The organism is Desulfosporosinus shakirovi (assembly GCF_020595055.1).
In the GTDB taxonomy this organism is placed as follows: domain Bacteria; phylum Bacillota; class Desulfitobacteriia; order Desulfitobacteriales; family Desulfitobacteriaceae; genus Desulfosporosinus; species Desulfosporosinus shakirovi.
The window spans coordinates 1-18682 of sequence record NZ_JAJDOO010000007.1; the positions used below are offsets into that span (position 1 = coordinate 1).

At 45.0% G+C, this 18682-nt stretch carries 16 protein-coding genes; 4 read left to right on the forward strand and 12 right to left on the reverse strand.

Translation table 11 applies throughout. The features are described 5' to 3' along the window. Window positions 1–40 precede the first annotated feature (40 nt). From LJE72_RS07800 to LJE72_RS07855, 12 genes are all read right to left on the reverse strand, one after another. Complete coding sequence (locus tag LJE72_RS07800) at window positions 41–454, reverse strand: NuoI/complex I 23 kDa subunit family protein (protein ID WP_229247056.1); 414 nt, start codon at window positions 452–454, stop codon at window positions 41–43. 4 nt (window positions 455–458) lie between these two features. Beyond that, a complete protein-coding gene (gene nuoH, locus LJE72_RS07805; RefSeq protein ID WP_073033060.1) occupies window positions 459–1514 on the reverse strand; it encodes an NADH-quinone oxidoreductase subunit NuoH in 1056 nt (351 codons plus the stop codon). 25 nt (window positions 1515–1539) lie between these two features. Next, complete coding sequence (locus LJE72_RS07810) at window positions 1540–2643, reverse strand: NADH-quinone oxidoreductase subunit D (RefSeq protein ID WP_282437869.1); 1104 nt, start codon at window positions 2641–2643, stop codon at window positions 1540–1542. 11 nt (window positions 2644–2654) lie between these two features. After that, window positions 2655–3143 carry an NADH-quinone oxidoreductase subunit C gene (locus tag LJE72_RS07815; RefSeq protein WP_229247057.1) on the reverse strand — a complete coding sequence of 163 codons (489 nt, stop codon included), beginning with the start codon at window positions 3141–3143 and terminating at the stop codon, window positions 2655–2657. Continuing rightward, window positions 3133–3654, reverse strand: a complete 522-nt coding sequence (locus LJE72_RS07820) for an NADH-quinone oxidoreductase subunit B (RefSeq protein ID WP_229247058.1) — start codon at window positions 3652–3654, stop codon at window positions 3133–3135. The genes LJE72_RS07815 and LJE72_RS07820 overlap by 11 nt, the downstream gene beginning before the upstream one ends. Beyond that, window positions 3645–4001, reverse strand: a complete 357-nt coding sequence (locus LJE72_RS07825) for an NADH-quinone oxidoreductase subunit A (protein ID WP_229247059.1) — start codon at window positions 3999–4001, stop codon at window positions 3645–3647. The genes LJE72_RS07820 and LJE72_RS07825 overlap by 10 nt, the downstream gene beginning before the upstream one ends. A gap of 504 nt (window positions 4002–4505) precedes the next feature. Next, on the reverse strand, window positions 4506–5048 hold the full coding sequence (locus tag LJE72_RS07830) for a PadR family transcriptional regulator (protein WP_229247060.1): 543 nt from the start codon (window positions 5046–5048) through the stop codon (window positions 4506–4508). 228 nt (window positions 5049–5276) lie between these two features. Continuing rightward, window positions 5277–7802, reverse strand: coding sequence for an ABC transporter permease (locus LJE72_RS07835; RefSeq protein ID WP_229247061.1), 2526 nt, complete (start codon window positions 7800–7802; stop codon window positions 5277–5279). Next, window positions 7799–8533: an ABC transporter ATP-binding protein gene (locus LJE72_RS07840; RefSeq protein WP_229247062.1), complete on the reverse strand. Its 735-nt coding sequence runs from the start codon at window positions 8531–8533 to the stop codon at window positions 7799–7801. Before LJE72_RS07840 ends, LJE72_RS07835 begins: the two co-directional genes overlap by 4 nt. Window positions 8534–8729: 196 nt before the next feature. Continuing rightward, window positions 8730–9728, reverse strand: coding sequence for a M20/M25/M40 family metallo-hydrolase (locus LJE72_RS07845; RefSeq protein WP_396390658.1), 999 nt, complete (start codon window positions 9726–9728; stop codon window positions 8730–8732). Between the two features lie 14 nt (window positions 9729–9742). Beyond that, complete coding sequence (locus LJE72_RS07850; protein WP_229247063.1) at window positions 9743–10771, reverse strand: M42 family metallopeptidase; 1029 nt, start codon at window positions 10769–10771, stop codon at window positions 9743–9745. After that, window positions 10762–11829 carry a M42 family metallopeptidase gene (locus LJE72_RS07855; RefSeq protein ID WP_229247064.1) on the reverse strand — a complete coding sequence of 356 codons (1068 nt, stop codon included), beginning with the start codon at window positions 11827–11829 and terminating at the stop codon, window positions 10762–10764. Before LJE72_RS07855 ends, LJE72_RS07850 begins: the two co-directional genes overlap by 10 nt. A gap of 341 nt (window positions 11830–12170) precedes the next feature. Between LJE72_RS07855 and LJE72_RS07860 the strand changes: the two genes are divergently transcribed. The 4 genes from LJE72_RS07860 to LJE72_RS07875 all read left to right on the forward strand — a co-directional run bounded on the left by LJE72_RS07860 (window position 12171) and on the right by LJE72_RS07875 (window position 18345). Beyond that, the gene (locus LJE72_RS07860; RefSeq protein ID WP_229247065.1) at window positions 12171–12482 is read left to right on the forward strand and encodes a hypothetical protein; all 312 of its coding nucleotides are present in this window, start codon (window positions 12171–12173) and stop codon (window positions 12480–12482) included. 519 nt (window positions 12483–13001) lie between these two features. Next, the gene (locus LJE72_RS07865) at window positions 13002–15224 is read left to right on the forward strand and encodes a bifunctional alpha,alpha-trehalose-phosphate synthase (UDP-forming)/trehalose-phosphatase (protein ID WP_229247066.1); all 2223 of its coding nucleotides are present in this window, start codon (window positions 13002–13004) and stop codon (window positions 15222–15224) included. A gap of 24 nt (window positions 15225–15248) precedes the next feature. Continuing rightward, on the forward strand, window positions 15249–16943 hold the full coding sequence (locus LJE72_RS07870; protein ID WP_229247067.1) for a glycoside hydrolase family 13 protein: 1695 nt from the start codon (window positions 15249–15251) through the stop codon (window positions 16941–16943). 79 nt (window positions 16944–17022) lie between these two features. Further along, entirely contained in the window at window positions 17023–18345 is a 1323-nt protein-coding gene (locus LJE72_RS07875) for a hexokinase family protein (protein ID WP_229247068.1), read from the forward strand. The last annotated feature ends 337 nt before the right edge of the window (window positions 18346–18682 follow it).

The following is an 18682-nucleotide window of genomic DNA, read 5'->3' on the forward strand; positions in this document are numbered from 1 at the left end:
GACAGAATCGCAAAAATAAAGAATACGATTGTGCTCACCCTCACTCCTCCTTCCCACTTGATATCTTCGCTTGTTTGGAACGCGCCATCATATCCCAAAGTAATTCTTCGCGATGGTAGACCGCATTTTCATAGACTTGGCAGAGTTTAAGGGCTTTGGTTGGGCAGGCTTCCGTACACAACCCGCACAACAGGCAACGGCCCATGTTCATATTGTAAGTCTTTAATACTTTCTTATTTTTATCATCCTTTTCGCTGGTTAGAATAATAACCTGATTCGGACAAGCGTTGACACAAAGTCCGCATGAAATACACTTTTCGGGTTCAAGAACCATAGAACTCCGTGTACGAGAAGGAAGAATCGGCTTTACTTCAGGATAATATTCTGTAAGATTAGGTCCGTAGAGACGTTTAATTGTAATACTCAAGCCTTTTAATAAACCTTTACCAAACACTCTTTTACCCTCCAATCCGCACAATGAATAAATCGTAAACATAAATGCCCAGACCTGTTAAGAAGATATTGACTAACGCTAAGGGAAGTAAGATCTTCCAGGCAAAATGCATAAGATGATCGATTCTCATCCGGACAAAGGTCCACCGAACCCACATCATTAAGAAAATTACTAACCAGATCTTGAGAATAAACCATAACCACCCGGGCAGGAATTCAGGGCCGTACCAACCACCCAGGAACATCGTAACAGCGATTGCCGATGTGGCGACCACATTACCGTATTCGGCCAGCATGAACAATCCCCACCTAAGCCCGGAGTATTCCGTGAACGGTCCGGCGACGATCTCTTGTTCTCCTTGGACATGATCAAAAGGAGCCCGATTAGTTTCCGCAATCCCAGCTATCAGGAAAATTAGAAAAGCTAAAGGTTGCAGGAAAATAAAAGGAATGGTTTTCTGAGCTTCAATAATGGCTGATAAATTAAAGGTCTGAGTAATCATGACTACCCCTAGTAACGAAAAGATCAAGGGTATTTCGTAACTGATCATTTGGGCTACTGCCCGCAGTCCCCCTAGCAAAGAGTATTTATTATTGGATGCCCATCCGGCCATTAAGATTCCCAAGGTTGTTAATGAAGAAACTGCAAAAAAGTAAAGTATACCCAGGTCAAGGTCGATGGCGACCATTTCTTCACCAAAAGGAATGACACCAAATACCATCAAGGTAACACCTACTAGCATCATGGGAGCCATTTTAAAGAGGAATTTATCCACATTGGCAGGGGTAATATCTTCCTTACCCAACATTTTCACCGCATCAGCGATAAATTGGAACCAGCCGTGTGGCCCAAGTCTATTGGGACCTGATCTCTGTGATACCCAGTGGGCAAATTTGCGTTCCACCAAACTAAGAAACAAAGCTGCAACGACCATAATCAAAAAGAGCATAATAAATACGATAATATTAATGCTCAAGTCAGCTCCAAACGAGTGGGAATCGGCAAAAAGTCCACGGATGGCGGCCGCAATATTTACAAACAGATTGTTTAAAGCGTCCATCTTCTTCTCCCCTCATGAAAAGTTCTTACTTATCCACTTCCCCTAAAACAAGATCCATAGATGCGAAAATAGTCACAAGATCTTGCATCTTCCACCCTTTAACTATCTCAGGCAGCATTTGAACGTTAACAAATGCCCCGGTACGAATCCGAACTCGAGCCGGTTTCGTCGACCCATTACTAACAATGTACCAACCCATTTCTCCCTTAGGGTTCTCAACTCGGTGATAAACTTTGCCGACCGGCGGCTTAAGCACCTTAGGAACCTTCGTCATCACAGGGCCTGCCGGGATGTCTTTGTAAGCCTGTTCGATAATCTTTTTACTCTCTTGGATCTCCAGCAGTCGAATAAAGTGCCGGTCATAGGTATCGCATCCATACAACACCGGGATCTGAAAATCAAACCTGTCGTAAATACCGTAAGGCTCGGCCTTACGCACGTCATACTGTACTCCAGAAGCCCGTAGATTGGCTCCCGTTATCAGCAGATTTTCTGCCAATTCCTTAGGAAGAATCCCAACACTTTTCATGCGTGATTGAGCAATCTCATTCCCGAAAAAGATACCATAGTACTCCTCAATCATCTCAGGCATATCCTCTAGAAAACTCTTAAGGGCAGGCATAAACTCCTCCGGAACATCTTGACTGACCCCGCCGATTCGGAAGTAATTGGGAGTCATACGATTGCCCGCCGTCATTTCAAACAGGTCGAGAATCCGTTCGCGGTCACGGAAACAATAACTCCAGGGAGTCCAACCGCTAATATCTAAAGATCCACTGGCGATCATAACCAAATGACTGGCAATCCGCCCTAATTCTGCAAAGATGATGCGGAGGTACTCAGCACGCTCAGGCACCTCTGTATCCATCAATTTCTCAACTGCTTGGACGTAACCAAGACTGTTATGCGGACCTGCCAGATAATCTAAGCGGTCTGTGTACGGAATAAACTGAGTATAAGTTCGGCTTTCTGCCATTTTTTCCAGACCACGATGGAGATAGCCGATTTTGGGTTCAACTTTAGTAACAACCTCTCCATCTAAATGGACCACCATGCGAAACACGCCATGCGTACTCGGGTGTTGGGGTCCCATGTTTAAGGAGTACTCTTGAGTTCCTTCGATCATCATAGTTTCCCCACCTATTCCCCTTCTTTTCTTACTCTCATAACAGCACGTTGTTCATGACTCTCAATCACATAATCCTTCCGCATTGGGTATCCTTCAAAATCATCCCACATATAGATACGTTTCAAATTTGGATGTCCTCTGAATTGCAAGCCGAACATATCGAAGGCTTCACGCTCTAAAAAGTCTGACCCCTTCCAGATCTGAGTAACTGAGTTAATCGCCGGATTATCCCGCTCAACTCTGGCTATAATACGTAAACGCTGGGGACCGCGAAGACTGGATAATTGGTAAACAACCTCAAGGTAATCCCCCAGATCCATTCCACATAGGTCATGCAAAAAATCACATGGGACATCTGCAAAGTTCTTAGCATCAGTTAAAGCTTCTAATATATATCGGCCATCAACAGTTAATTCAAGCTCGCCCAGGTTCTCTTCAACTTCTCCGTTAAACCTGGCAGCTAATTCGCTCACTCGGACTCTCAAAATATCACTTACCATAATTAATTAACCTCGCCTTAGCAGGATTTTGGATCTTCTGTTTAAGTTGTAACATCCCAAAAATCAAAGATTCCGGCCTGGGTGGGCATCCTGGTATATAGACGTCAATCGGAATTATGCTATCCGCCCCCGGTACCACAGCATAGGAGTCTGCAAACGGACCCCCTGAGCAGGCACAATTGCCCATGGCAATAGCCCATTTAGGATCCGGCATTTGATCATAGATACGCCGTGCTACCGGTGCCATTTTCCTCGTCAAAGTTCCTGCCACAATCATTAAATCAGCTTGTCTCGGCGAAGCTTGGAACACCTCATACCCGAAACGAGATAAGTCATAACGGGGATTTCCTGTTGATGCCATCTCAATGGCACAACAAGCCAGACCGAATGAATTAGGCCAAAAAGAATGTACTCGGCCCCAGTTCAAGAACTTTTCTATGCTGGTAAGCAAAATATTTTTTTCTTCCATAGCCTCAGCATCGCGCAGCTCCATCTCCCTTTTTACATCCACTCCAAAGCACCTTCCCTCCAAGCGTACCAAAAACCGACGATGAGAATAATCATGAAGACAAACATCTCCACAAAAGCAAAGGTCCCTAGTTTACGGAACGTCAATGCCCAAGGATACAAAAAGATTGTTTCTACACTAAAGGCGGCAAAGACAATAGCATAAAGAAAGTAGTTACTTTTGAATCCAATCCAGGCCTTACCAATTGGCAGATTACCGCATTCATAGGTTGTTAATTTTTCCTTATGCGGCTTATGGGGTGCCAGCAGATGCACAATAGTCATCACTACGATCGGTAAAACCACTGCAAACGCCAGTAACAGTCCCACTGCAGCAAAATTATCTGACATTTTATTCTCTCCTTTCACTCAGCTTTAGTGCCAGTTCACTTCCTTTCGAGATGTAAGTTGTAACCTTATTCCCTCCTTCCTTAAATACCTACCTTAAAACTGATATAACTCCTTGTTAATATCAGTCTCGGCACTGATTTATTGATAAACTAGCCCTTATGAAGCACGTTTCGACACTCCCCAAACTCCGTGGCTAAAAGGATATTACAATAGCTAAAAGTATATATATCGCTATTAGTATATACTTGGAGAAAATCAACTTCAATTGATAGATAATTTTATAACTTGTAAAATTATCTATCAATTTGCATAAATTGCCAAATAACCTTAATTTAATACTATATCTCCGCATAATACGCGAAAAAACAACTTTAAAGCGTCAGCTGTCAACAAATCCCAGTCTCTAGGAACACTAGTATTTTAAGATCCTGTCAATGAAAAAACCTTCGGTCCCCTTCTCCAAATGGATAAGGGGACCGAAGGAAACTCAGGCAAAAGGAACTCCTACGTCTTGGCATACTCAAGGATCTTGGCTTCTACATGGCTCAACCACCGCACATCGGCTTCCGCGTGATACAATGCCGCATCCGTGAGAAGATCAGTCATCATATTCTCCCTGTTAATCCCGCCTTTGCTCAGGCGGTACTTAGTTTCTGTCAGTTCTCTCATTTGTTCCATGTATATTTGTGTCTGTCGTTCAAGGAGTTGGAGCGCAAGCTCCGGATTCTCCCTGCTAATGAACACTAGTTTTATAAAGAGTTCATCTCGTAGAGCCCTTGGTTTGGTAGCCGGTTCTTGGAGCCAACGCTCTAACTCCCGGACCCCTTGCGGGCTAATATCGTACACTTTCTTGTCTGGCCGAAAACTTTGCTCTTCTTCAGTTCCGCTAACGAGTCCTTCTTTATCCAGCCTGTCTAGTGTGGTGTAGATTTGTCCGTAATTAAGGTTCCAGAAGTTCCCTATTCGCGCATCAAAAATACTTTTTAGTTCATATCCATGACGTGGGGCTTCTTTTAAAATACCTAAGATGGCGTGTTTAACCGGCATGACTAACTACTCTCCTTATTCTGTTTATTCTTTTATGTACCGATTGGAAAGTATACGTGGTATAAGTGCAACTAAGGTGGTCGCCTTCGCTTTTCTTCTCCGCTAAGTTAATACGTGGGAAGACAGTGTCTGCAAGAAGGCTAATTCGTGCGAAGACAGTGTCTTCGTGTGTGTGTGTGTGGGCGCCAGCCAAGTTTTCTTTATATAAGTTTAACCAATCATAATTATTTACTCTGAACGCAACGCTTTGACTGGATCAACCTTGGAGGCTAACCAAGCTGGGTACACTGTACTCAGACCAACGACTAAAGCCATGACGATGGCAACGCCAATGTTTCTGGCCCAGGGAATCGATACATCCAAGACCCAACCATTGACGTTTTTATCGAATATGGTCCCTCCAATCTGAATACCGGCGGCCACCGGAATGGCTAGGACTATTCCAGCTATAAACAAAGACCCCACTTCAATTAACAACACTCCTCTGATTTGTCCACGTGTCAGTCCTACAGAACGAAGAGTACCTATTTCTCGGACCCGCTCCAGTACAGAAATCAGCATAGAATTGGCAGTCCCAACCGCTGCCACAAGGACTATTACAATAATTACCAAGTTGAAAATATCGCATATACTCCTGTTCAACTTGATCATACTGTCCCGAAAATCAGAAGCCAAGGCTACCTGCACCCGGAAGTCATTTTGCAAATCTGCCTCCAACCGATCCCGCACCAAGGCTGGTGATACGCCTGGTTCCAGGGTTAAGTAGATATGATCAATTGAGTGGTCACCCCAATAGCGAAGATAGTCTTGGCGGTTCATGTACACACTGCCATTATAGCTATAAAAATCCTTGATAATGGCAACAACCGGAAACTCAAAGTTTCCATCAGGGGTAGGAATTTCCAGTTTTTCTCCTCTGTGCACGCCGTATTTCAAAGCCATTGATTCGGAAATCCATATATTACCTTCTTGTTTGATGGCGTCCCAAGCTTCATCCTTCCCCGGCTCAAGCACATGGGGAGTGGCTAATTGACGACTATTTAGGACATCGTAGATTTGAAGATCGAGGGGATTGCCCTGCCATTGAATACCCGTGGTACGTAATCCGGCAGCGACTCTTACCCCGTCTACCTTACGGACCCGTTCCAACAACGCTTCAGGTAAACCTACTTGATTACTGGAGAAAGTCTGTAATCCCTGGGTAATCACAATGTCTGACGAAATTAAGGTGTTAACCCAGTTGCCAAAGGTCAGATTAACACTGGCGAGGATTCCTAAGAAGCCAAAAGCTATAGCCAAACCAAGAAGTATGGGCATTCCAGTAACCACTGAACGTCTTGGAGTGCGCCGAAAGGAGCTTAGCCCCAGGCGTCCAGTCAAGCCAAACATTGTTTCAGCCATAGGTTCTAACTTCTCTAAAACTAAAATTAAAAAAGGTGGCATCAAAACGGCTGCTCCTGTCACTATACCGATTAACGCAGCTTGAAATAATAAGGACATGTTATTTACGAAGACTAGAATCAACCATGACGAAAGAATTAGAATAGTACCGACTACCATCCGCCAGCGAGGGTAACCGAGTTCGATTTTAGAATATCGGCTGTTCAGGGCCTCGATGGGCGGGATATTGGCAGCCTTCCAAGCAGGTAGCCAAGCAGAGAGAAGGCATGACAGCACGCCCGTCAGCCATATCATGGCGTAATCAGGCATCGTAAAACGAATGCGGGGAATAGACACCTTAAACACTTGGCTCAAAGTATCGCTCACAGTGCTGAGCAAACCTTGAGCCAAATATGTCCCTAAGAGGAGCCCCAGGGAACTGCCAATTACACCGATTATTATTGACTGGGCTATGATTAATTTATGGATTTCCCAGCTTCGCCAACCCAAGGCACGCAGGATTCCAAGTTGACGACCTTGTTCGGATACCGCAACTCTCATCGAATTATACATGACATACAAAGCTAGGAACAAGCCCATGAACCCATAGACATTATTAAGGCTTTTAGTGAAACCCAACATTTTGTCTATATTCCCGTCTCGTCCCATGGGCGTAAGCACTTCTACCCTATTACCCAAGCTTTCCTGTAAGGCTTTTTGTACCACCAATACATTGTCCGGGTTCTGCAGGAGAATGCTAATGTAGGATAATTTGCCCTCCAGCTCGAAAGCCTTCTGAGCCGTTGTCAAGGGCATAAAGACCACGACACCGCCATTGGTCTGGGCCACTCCGCTGTCTTCCAAGATTCCGACCAGGGTAAAATCCTGCATTCCCAGCATAGTCTGGATCTGCCAGATATCCCCGACTTTTACCGGCTTTCCCCGTAACAATTCCTTCGGTACAGCGATTTCTCTGTGATCCTGTGCTGGCATGCGGCCTTGATTTATCCGATAGGTACGGATTGCTGCATCTTCTCCGGGCACAATGCCCATCAGCGTGGTAAATCCCGGCAATCCTTTGACTTGCACAGAGCTCTGCACGAAAGGAACTGCTACTTGTACCCCTGTCGTGTTTTGGACTTTAGCTAGTAAAGTATCCCTCATGCCACCCTGAGGGGCTTTCACCTCCAAGTGGGCATTTCCCCCCAGTAAACTAGCAAACTCTCCCCTCGCATAATCGATACTAGTATTCAACCCTTGCAAAGCCACCAACGCCGCTATCGCTACCGCCACACTCAGCGTATTTAAAATTGCCCGCAGTTTTCGACGGCGAAAATAGGCTAGAGCTAACTTTATACTTAACAACTCTCTCACCTCGCCGTCAAATCTAGAATTCGTCCGTCTTTCAGGCTGATCAGAGAGTGACCGTACGCAGCAACCATGGGATCATGGGTGACCATAATGACTGTGACGCCCAGATCTTCAGTAATTTCTTTTAATATAAAGAGCATCTGATCCCCGGTTTTGGAATCCAGGTTACCCGTAGGTTCATCCGCCAAAATAAGAGAAGGTTGGTGAATGAGAGCCCGTATGATGGCTATCCTTTGCATTTGGCCCCCTGATAATTCTGCTGGATAGTGTTTACGTCGGCTTTCAAGACCCACCCGCTTCAGCCAGTCACTCACTTTAGGCTGCCAAACTGAGGGGGGCTGGCCGGCCATCAGTAAAGGCAAAGCTGCATTCTCTTCGGCACTTAGGGTGGGGATTAGATTGAACAACTGGAAGATAAAACCGATTTCCTGGCGACGAAACAAAGTGAGCTGATTATCCTTCCAGTCGGAAATCCTCCGCTTGTTGAGGTAAATATCCCCTTGACTTGGCTTATCTAAGCCGGCCAATAAATTTAATAGTGTGGACTTGCCGGACCCGCTTGTCCCCATAATGGCTAGGAATTCTCCCGCTTTGACCTCTATACTCACTTTATCCAGAGCAACTACTTGTTCCTTGCCCTGGGTATATTGTTTACTTACTTGATCTAGCTTAACCTCACTTCCCTTGAACTGGTTTTCTCCCACTGATTCTATATTTTCCCTCTGCGGTTTCATCCATAGTTTCATCCTCTCTGCCTATATGGCTAAAAGTATATATCTAGCTAATAATATATATGTCACAAGCTCGAAATTCAATATGCTTTTCATAATTTGCAATCCCTCAGCGAACTTCAAGGACATCCTTGCCTAAAACAAGGACTTCACGTCGTCAAAACGAGAAGCCCCTTGCAGGCGCCCATGAGTCTCTCTTCTATAATTCTGCAGCGCTCTCTAACAGCGCCACAAGCAAATCCACAGCAGCTTCAACATCTCGTTTGTCAATCATTTCAGCCGGGCTGTGAACATATCGAGTCGGTATTGATAACACTCCTGAAGGTACTCCTCCCCTGGACAAATGAATAGCTCCGGAATCTGTCCCCCCATACTCTAAAACCTCCCACTGGAAGGGAATGTTTCGTTCAGTGGCAACCGCTGCCATCCAACGCTTAATTTGAGGAGAGGTGATCATAGAACGGTCGAGGACTTTGATCCCCACACCACTTCCTAACTTAACAGACATAGTATGTGCTTTAGGGGTATCTCCGGTAGCTGTGACATCCACAGCAATTGCTAAGTCAGGTTCAAGAGCATAGGCAGCCGTTTTGGCACCGCGAGTCCCAATTTCTTCTTGCGCCGTAAAAACAAACGCCAATTCATGGGGGGACTTGGCGCGTTTGAAGGCTTCCATTGCTATAAAACAACCAATCCGGTCATCAAGGGCCTTGGCTATAATTCTAGATCCGGATTCCACGAAGTCTCCCATAAAAACTGCCGTTTCTCCTATGTGAGCAATCTGTTCCGCTTCTTCCCGCGAAGATGCGCCAATATCCAGATAGAGTTTATCAAGTTTGAAATCCCTCGGCTTATCTAACTTTTCAACTCCGACTGTTCCTACTCTGCCCCTGCTCAACTCAACTCTCTGTCCAACTAAGTTAGGGATGCGCACTCCACCGAGGGGGGTAAAACGCAAGAACCCCTCTTGATCGATATGGGTGATCATCAAGCCGATTTCATCCATATGAGCAGCAACCATGATTTTTTTACCGGTTCCATGACGCGTGACGATGAGATTTCCTAAAGTGTCTGTCTTTAGTTCATCACAATAAGGCCGCAACTGTGTGGATATATATTTGGCGACCAGCTCTTCGGAACCTGATGGGCCAAATATCTGGGTTAAGTGTCCGAGCGTGCTATAGTCCAAATTTATCACCTTTATCCTCCTTATCAATCACGATAACCCTCAGCATAGGCGGAAAATCCTTTTAATAGTTCATAAACGAGGTTAAGACAAGCTGTATAGTCCTTTTCTGAAATCACCGAGGCAAAAGAATGAATGTAGCGACACGGTACGCTTAAAACAATCGTAGGGATTCCGGCTTTGCTGACATGAATAGGACCGGCGTCATTTGCCCCGCTGCTTCCGCGCCGAAACTGTAAAGGAATTCCCTTTTGACCAGCGACGTCCGTTACCCATCGGATAAGTTTGGGGCTATAGAGGGTTGCCTTATCCATGAGTGAGCAAGCAGGGCCTTTACCCAACTCGGTAACCCATCCCTCTTCTTCGCGATCAGACACATCGGCAGCTACTGTTCCCTCAATAACAATGGCAAAATCCGGAGCAAGGTGATAAGCAGCAACTTTAGCGCCTCTGAGGCCTGCCTCCTCTTGCACTGTAAACCCTGCAACAAAAGGAAAATCGCTGTCTCCTTTCAGCAGTTCTGCCAAGATGGCACACCCTGCCCGAGCATCAAAGGCCTTCCCCTTGTAAAGACCCTCCCCAAAAGGTTCGCATTTCGTCATGAAGTAAGCGTAATCACCCAGTTTCACCTTGCCAGTGACGTCATCTTTAGACTTAGCCCCGATATCAATATAAAGTTGGTCAAAGGTCAAAGCCTTTTGACGTTCAGAACGTTTTTGTAAATGGATTGCTTTGGCCCCGATGACCCCTGTTAGGGATTCGTTAATTAGTACGGGTTTGGCTACAAGAATTCGGGCATCAATTCCCCCGACAGGCCGAAATTTGAGGAAACCGTCACTGGTTATATCGATGATCATCAGCGCGACTTCGTCCATATGAGCCGCAATCATAACCTTTGGACCAGTAAGATGTCCGTTTTTCACCGCAATCAAATTTCCCATTTTATCGATGTTAACGGAGTCAACAAAGGGTTCAATGTGTTGACGCAAAAAATTGCGCACCTGGCTTTCAGCGCCAGAAGTACCATTTAATTCACTTAAGCTCTTTAATAACATAACAATCCCTCCAGATCGTCCGGTAAGGAGGCTATAAAGTGGGCCAGCAGTTTTCCAGAGTTAACTATATCTTGCATATCGAGAGTTTCCACTGAGGTATGCATATACCGCAAGGGAATTGAAATCAGCCCCGTAGGAATCCCCGCTTGGCTTACTTGAATAACCCAAGCGTCCGTTCCGGAATGTCCAGGAATTGGTTCTATCTGAATGGGTAAACGATGTTCTCGAGCAGTTTCTGTGAGCCGACGATAGATGGCGGGATGAATATTGGGCCCGAGAGCCACTGCCGGCCCCTTACCTAAGTCAATGGTGACTTGGCCCTTTGTATCTGGAGTACTGGCGTGAGTAACATCTATCGCCACTGCTAAATCCGGATTTAGCGTATAGGTACTGGTAATAGCTCCTCTAATTCCTACTTCCTCCTGGGTTGTCGCTACTGCAATCACATCGTGGACGTGATGCAGACGGGAGAGCTCTTCCAGACAAACCAACATGACCACGACCCCGGCGCGATCATCAAAGGCTTTCCCCGCTATCACGTTATTAAGTAAAGGATATGTTTCTCGCCTGAGGGTAATGATATCCCCTACTTGAATAACCTTATTAAGCTTTGTGGGTGAAAGTCCGACATCAATTGTCATATCTTCCATCCTAACAGCTTGATCCGATGCCAGACTTTCTAATAGGTGTGGAGGCAAGAAGCCGATGATACCAGGGATAGTCCTGTGCCCATGAATAAGTACTTCTTGGGACAAGAGGGTTCGCTGGTCTACCCCGCCGATGGAGGTGAAGCGCAGAAAACCACGGGGATCGATCTTTGTTACGATCAGACCAATCTCATCTATATGCGCGGTTATCATTATTTTTTTATTAGGTTTACTTTCCCCTCTTTTAAGAGTATATACATTGCCAAATGAGTCGCATTGCACTTCATCAGCTAACGATTTGAAACGCTCCATAACCAAAGAAGCAATCGAGACTTCGTGACCTGAAACCCCTGAGCTTATGGATAAACGATTAAGAAATTCTCTCGCACTCCGCATTTGTGCGTTGATCAAACGATACACCTTCTCCCCAAAAAACTGCTTCAAGTCGTAATGTTTATATATTACTTCGCTGTTCAATTCAGAATAACCTGTAAAACCATTATTCAATCAAACCTGATTATTATGAAAAATATAAAGGCACGGATTATCCTAAACCTATACCTTTATAAGTACTACATGTCAAATAAGAATCGCATAGGCTTAACCATCCAAGTTGGATTTTATCTTCCTATTCATTCTTTTCTGAATTAAAGAACTTCTCTGATTCTAAACTAATGAGTTCAAAAAAGTTGTATAATTAGACTATTGTTGTGAAAGTGAACACATACTACTTGAATTAGAGGTAAGGAATAATGAGTATCTTTGAAGTCATTATGTTGATTTGTTTTGGCGCAGCTTGGCCCCTTTCCATTTATAAGTCTTACACCTCCCAATCCACCGCAGGTAAAAGCCTAGCTTTTCTGATTGTTATCCTGCTTGGATATGTTGCTGGAATTTTGCATAAAGTTTTTAATCAGTACGATGCGGTTGTATATTTATACCTGCTGAATTTCATAATGGTATTAACCGATCTATTGATTTACTTACGCAACCGACGAATGACAACTAATTCTTCTCACCGTTATAAATCCAAAACGCCTCCTCCTGCAGTATCAGCTAAGTGAACCCGTTCAGCTAAAGCTGATCATCGAAACTTCGGTGAGGGAGTCTACCCCGAAGTACAATAAGGAACACCCGTAAGAAGTGGGTGTCTTGGATAAAGCAAAGCCCCCCCTTAACCGCGATCTCATCTCGGCAAGAGGGTGGGTTCTTTACTTTTCGACTTCTGGTTTCACCCGGTCGTACCACTTTTTCCGTTTCCATTTTGACTGATACTAATCATGGATCAGAAAGGCATGCAAAAACGCACTCGGCCCCTGCTCACCGTTATAATAGCTGGACATCAAGCAACTTAGATGTTATCATTAAGTTGTTAGGAAAATTTAGTAAAAATTTTTACAAGGTTTACCAGGGTTTAAAACACGCTATTAAATCTTCTTAGCCTACGCTATTGACTATACTTAACCATGGATTGATGACCTTGCAGAACCGCCTAACGCGGTTCTTTGTTTTTAATATGAAGACCAATCCAGGATAAATAAGCTTAGAACGGAGATAAGGGAAGGTAGAAAGGAGAGATATTCATGAGATTACTCATTGTTTCAAACAGGTTGCCGTTAAACGGGGTTCAACAGAACGGCAAACTCATCTTTGAGCAAAGCGCGGGGGGGCTTGTCTCTGGCTTGAGCGCCTATTTAGATTCCTTGAAAAGCACTTCTGCCCAAGACATAGAATATATCTGGATAGGGTGGCCTGGAATCACTGTGCCTGACAAGATGCAACCCGAAGTAAAGAGTGTTTTAAGCGATCTCTGCGCTTCTCCTGTATTCTTATCCGAAGAAGCTATGGACAAATTTTATCTGGGTTTTTGCAACAAGATTATTTGGCCTTTGTTTCACTATTTCCCCACCTATACTGTTTATGACAAGGATTATTGGTTCCAATACCAAGACGTTAACAAGATCTTTAGAGATGCTGTGTTAGAGGTCATCAAGCCAGGGGATATCATTTGGGTGCATGATTACCACCTTATGCTCCTGCCAAGCCTACTTCGGGAGAAACTTCCCCACACTCCCATTGGCTTTTTTCTGCATATTCCGTTCCCATCCTATGAACTCTATCGGCTGTTGCCAGCTGCCTGGGGGAGTGAAATCCTGCGCGGGCTCTTGGGTGCTAATCTCATAGGCTTTCACACTCAGGAATATGCTCAGTATTTTTTACGATCGACACTTCGAATTTTAGGACATGAACATAAACTTGGGCAAATCCAATCCCAGGATCATGCTGTTAAAGTTGATGCCTTTCCCATGGGAATTGACTTTCAAAGATACCACTCAATTCCCTCTGGTTCAGAGTTCGGACATAACTTGAAGGAACTGGAGCAATTACTTCATGGCTTTAAGGCTATTCTTTCGGTGGACCGCCTGGACTACAGTAAAGGCATCAGCAATCGTCTCCAGGGCTACAAATTGTTTTTGGAGACTAATCCCCAATGGTGTGAGCAAGTAGTACTGCTCATGATCGTAGTTCCTTCCCGGGTTGGAGTTGAACATTACCAGCAAATGAAACGACAGATTGATGAACTTGTGGGCGAGATAAATGGTCGCTTCGGCACTCTGAATTGGACGCCCATTATCTACCAATATAAGCATTTACCCCTTGACTCTCTGCTGGCCATGTACCGACAAAGTGACGTCGCCTTAATTACTCCCTTAAGAGATGGGATGAACCTAATTGCTAAAGAATATGTGGCTGCGCGGACTGATCAAACGGGAGTACTTATTCTGAGCGAAATGGCAGGTGCCGCCAAAGAATTGGGAGAGGCTCTGATCATTAATCCCAACAACCTGGAAGCAATTGCTGGAGCATTACAACAAGCTTTAGCAATGCCTGAGACGGAGCAGAAAAAGCGCAACCAAGTCATGCAACATCGTCTTAAAGGATATGATGTTGTGCGCTGGTCAGGTGACTTTATTCAGGAACTTTTGCAGATCCAGGAAGATCAATTTTTCGCCCTCCCCCTGGACCAGCATAAACAGGCCTTACACACTGCTTTTCATCAGTCCGATAAACGCTTGTTGCTTCTAGACTATGACGGAACTCTGGTGCCATTTACAAACAATCCTGACCAAGCCAAGCCTGATCAGGAACTTTTGGATCTTCTAAAGGATTTAGCAAAAGCGGGTACGGAAGTTGTTATAATTAGTGGCAGGGATCGTGGAATCCTTGAAACTTGGCTGGGCTTTTTGAATATTACACTGGTGGGGGAGCATGGAGCATGGCTTAAAAGACGGGGAGAGCAGTGGAGTTTAAGCGAACCTCTAGTTAACTCCTGGAAACGTCAGCTCATGCCGATGCTCGAAATGTATACCGACAGACTCCCTGGTTCATTTATTGAAGAGAAGGAATTCTCTCTGGCTTGGCACTTCCGTCAAGCTAATTCAGAGCTTAGCGCCGCCTGCGCTCGAGAACTCATGGACGAATTGGTGGCTTTCACTTCCAACGTTGATATTCATATACTACAAGGCAATAAAGTTATTGAAGTAAGAAATTCTGAGGTGACAAAAGGCTCAACCGGCCTCTCTCTTGCTCTAAAACAAGACTATGATTTTATTATGGCTATCGGGGATGATACTACGGATGAAGACTTGTTTTCCATTCTCGCACTTGAGCATTCTTGGCCCGGGGTTTTGGCACCTAAAAACTTTACCATTCGGGTTGGCACAGACAAATCTCAAGCCAGCTACTTTCTGCCAAATTATGTGGAAGTGAGGAAAGTGCTTCAGGAACTGGCTGACATGGAATAAAGAACAATTGGAGGATTGGCCTTAATGCCTAAAAAAAAGTGGTGGAAAGAAAGTGTCGTTTACCAAATCTATCCCCGCAGCTTTAAAGACAGCAACGGGGACGGCACCGGAGACCTTAAGGGAATCATCTCCAAGCTTGATTACCTGCAGTACTTGGGGGTTAACGTGCTCTGGCTCTGCCCGGTCTATCATTCTCCCAATGTGGATAATGGGTATGATATCAGTGATTACAGGGGAATCATGGATGAAATGGGTACCATGGCTGACTGGGAGGAACTGCGGGATGGCCTGCATGGCCGCGGCATGAAGTTAGTGATGGATCTAGTCGTCAATCACACTTCAGACCAACACCGTTGGTTTCAAGAGTCTCGCTCAAGCAAAGACAGCCCCTACCGCAGTTACTATATTTGGCGACCAGGCAAAGACGGCAAAGAGCCCAATAACTGGTCCTCAGAATTCGGCGGTTCCGCTTGGGAGTATGACCCCTTGACCGGAGAGTATTATTTGCACGTCTTTTCCAAAAATCAACCCGATCTTAATTGGGAAAATAAAACGGTACGTTACGAAATCTACGATATGATGAAGTGGTGGCTTGATAAGGGGGTTGATGGGTTTCGCATGGATGTGATCAACATGATCGCCAAAAACCCTAACCTGCCTGATGCCCCACCCGTTGACAGCTCTCCTTATCAATGGGGAGGCCAGTTCTTTATTAACGGCCCTCGTTTGCGGTATTACCTCAGAGAAATGTATGTTAAAGTTTTGTCTAAATACGATATTATGACCGTGGGGGAAACTCGTTGGGTTGACGCAGATATGGCACGCATTTTTGTCGATGAGTACCGCCATGAACTGAATATGCTCTTTCACTTCGAGCTATTAGAACTAGATTACGGACCCAGCGGCAAATGGGAGAAAAAGGCCTGGGAACTTTCGGACTTTAAGCGCATCCTCAGTGACTGGCAAAAGAAACTCGCTGACAGCGGCTGGAACAGCCTCTTCCTCAGCAATCACGACCATCCCCGCATGGTTTCCCGTTTTGGCAATGATAGCACCTACAGAGTGGAGTCGGCAAAGATGCTCGCGACGTTGCTTCATACCCTCCAAGGGACACCTTACATATATCAAGGGGAAGAAATCGGCATGACAAATGTCCGTTTCCCATGTATTGAACATTATCGAGACATCGAAACTCTCAACATGTATGAAGAAGGTCTGAAGAATTCCAAAGACCTGAAGGAATTAACGGAAGTAATTTGTGAAAAGGGTCGGGACAACGCCCGCACCCCGATGCAGTGGAATGACAGTTCTCAAGCCGGCTTTACGGAAGGAACTCCTTGGATTAGTGTAAATCCTAATTTTCAGGAAATCAATGTCGAGCAAGCCCAGCAAGATCAAAATTCTATCTTGCACTATTACCGCAAGCTTATAGATCTGCGCCGCCGATACCCCCTCTTAGTGTACGGGGATTATCGGCTGATTTTGCATAAACACACCCAAATTTATTCCTATCTGCGTCATTGGGAAGAAGAAACTCTCTTGGTTATTCTGAATTTCTTTGAGGAGAGTGCCGTTTTTACCCTTCCCGAAAGAGTCACCTTTAAAACCGGCAGACTGCTGATTGCCAATTACTCAGACATTAACGAAAAAATTATTGTGGAAGACATTAATGAACTCTCTCTGCGCCCATACGAAGCGCGTGTATATTTGCTTGATTAGCAATACAGTCCTAAAACTAAGAAACATCGATTGTTCGGGGGAAGTTGAGTCCATAGGAAGGAAGGAAGGATGGATGTGTTTGCTAAAGCAAGTTTTAACACAACTAGAGAATAAATTGTCAATCTCTCAGACTCAGATCTTAACGATTGCCTCCCTTTTTCAAGCGCACATGGAGCAAGGGTTAAGTGGACGTGTAAGCTCCCTTAAGATGTTTCCTTCTTATCTTCCGGCTCCGAGCCGCTCCGAGACAGGGACCTTTCTGGCGTTTGATTTTGGGGGTTCGAATCTTCGGGCTGCTGTCGTCAAGCTTAAGGGAGAGGGAAATTATCAGGAGCAGTACAGACTAGCCCGGCCTTTGTCAGAACCCGAGTCTGGACGGGATTTCCGTTCTTCAACTGTGACTGCTGAAGAGCTCTTTGATTTCATGGCAGGGATCATTCAAGAAGTGCTTAATAACTCTCCTGAGAATCTCAAGCTCAGTTCTAGCACCTCCGAGCTGTTCAGCTTGGGTTTTGCGTTTTCTTTTCCCTATCGCCAACAAAAGTTAGAGGAAGGAGTTCTCCTCAACTGGAACAAAGAAGTTAAGACTTCCGGGGTGGTCGGAGAAGACGTCGGCAAATTGCTCTCTGCAGCTCTTATGCGCCGGGGACTTGGCAATGTCGTTAGACCTGCTGCCATTATCAACGACACTGTGGCCAATTTTTTAACCGCCGCCTATCAAGACCCAACCGTAGACATCGCCTCGATCGTTGGCACAGGGCACAACACCTGCTACCTGGAACCAAAAGCTCCGGGATTTCCCACTCCTATCATTGTTAACACCGAGTCCGGAAATTTCTCTGCCACTCCAGAAACCACCTATGATCAAATCCTAGATCAGCTAAGCGATAACCCAGGGGAGCAAAAATTTGAAAAAAAGCTCTCCGGCAAATATCTCGGAGAGCTTTTTCGTCAGATTGTCCTAGATTTTTCTCAGCGGGGGCTGCTTGGCAGACTTAATAACCCACCTGCCCCAGCTGACTGGAACCAACCCTATTCCATAAGCGGCAAAGACCTGGCTTTAATTTGTCTGAATGAGGATTCTCACTCACGCCTTGTGCCAAAAGAAATGGATTTAGCTCTAAAATACATCATTAATCTACTTATAAAACGTTCATCCCGGCTGCTGGCGGCTAGCTTGATCGGGATTGTTCGACATCTAGACCCACACCTCAACCATCATCACAGTGTAGCAATTGATGGCTCCATGTATAAAGGAATGCCTGGCTATGCTCAGGAGCTGACGACTGCTTTAAGCGAAGCATTAGAGAGCAAAGCCAGTCAGGTTACCGTTAAATTGTCTGCTGGAGGCTCCCTTACCGGTGCAGCCATTGCCGCAGCTTTAGCAAAGCAAATCAAATAATCACGGCAATAAAGCCCTACTTCATTTCTATGTCTATTTTTATCATTCGCTTAAACATAAGAATTTTCTTTCTTAATTATATAACATACCAAACCTGTAAATATCTTGTATGCTGATCTTTCTCCAAAAAGAGCATGTTGTTATCTTTAGAAGGTAACACATGCTCTTTTTTTACATAACATAACTTAACAGCTTAGCCAAATTCCAAGCTAGAGCTTTGTCAAAAATGATTGGAAATTGGCGATAAAGGCATGTTTATATAAGCAGAGACTCGGCCTTTACCCAGACGGCCGAGTCTCTGCTTATGACAATTATCGAATTGCATTAAGCTGACCAC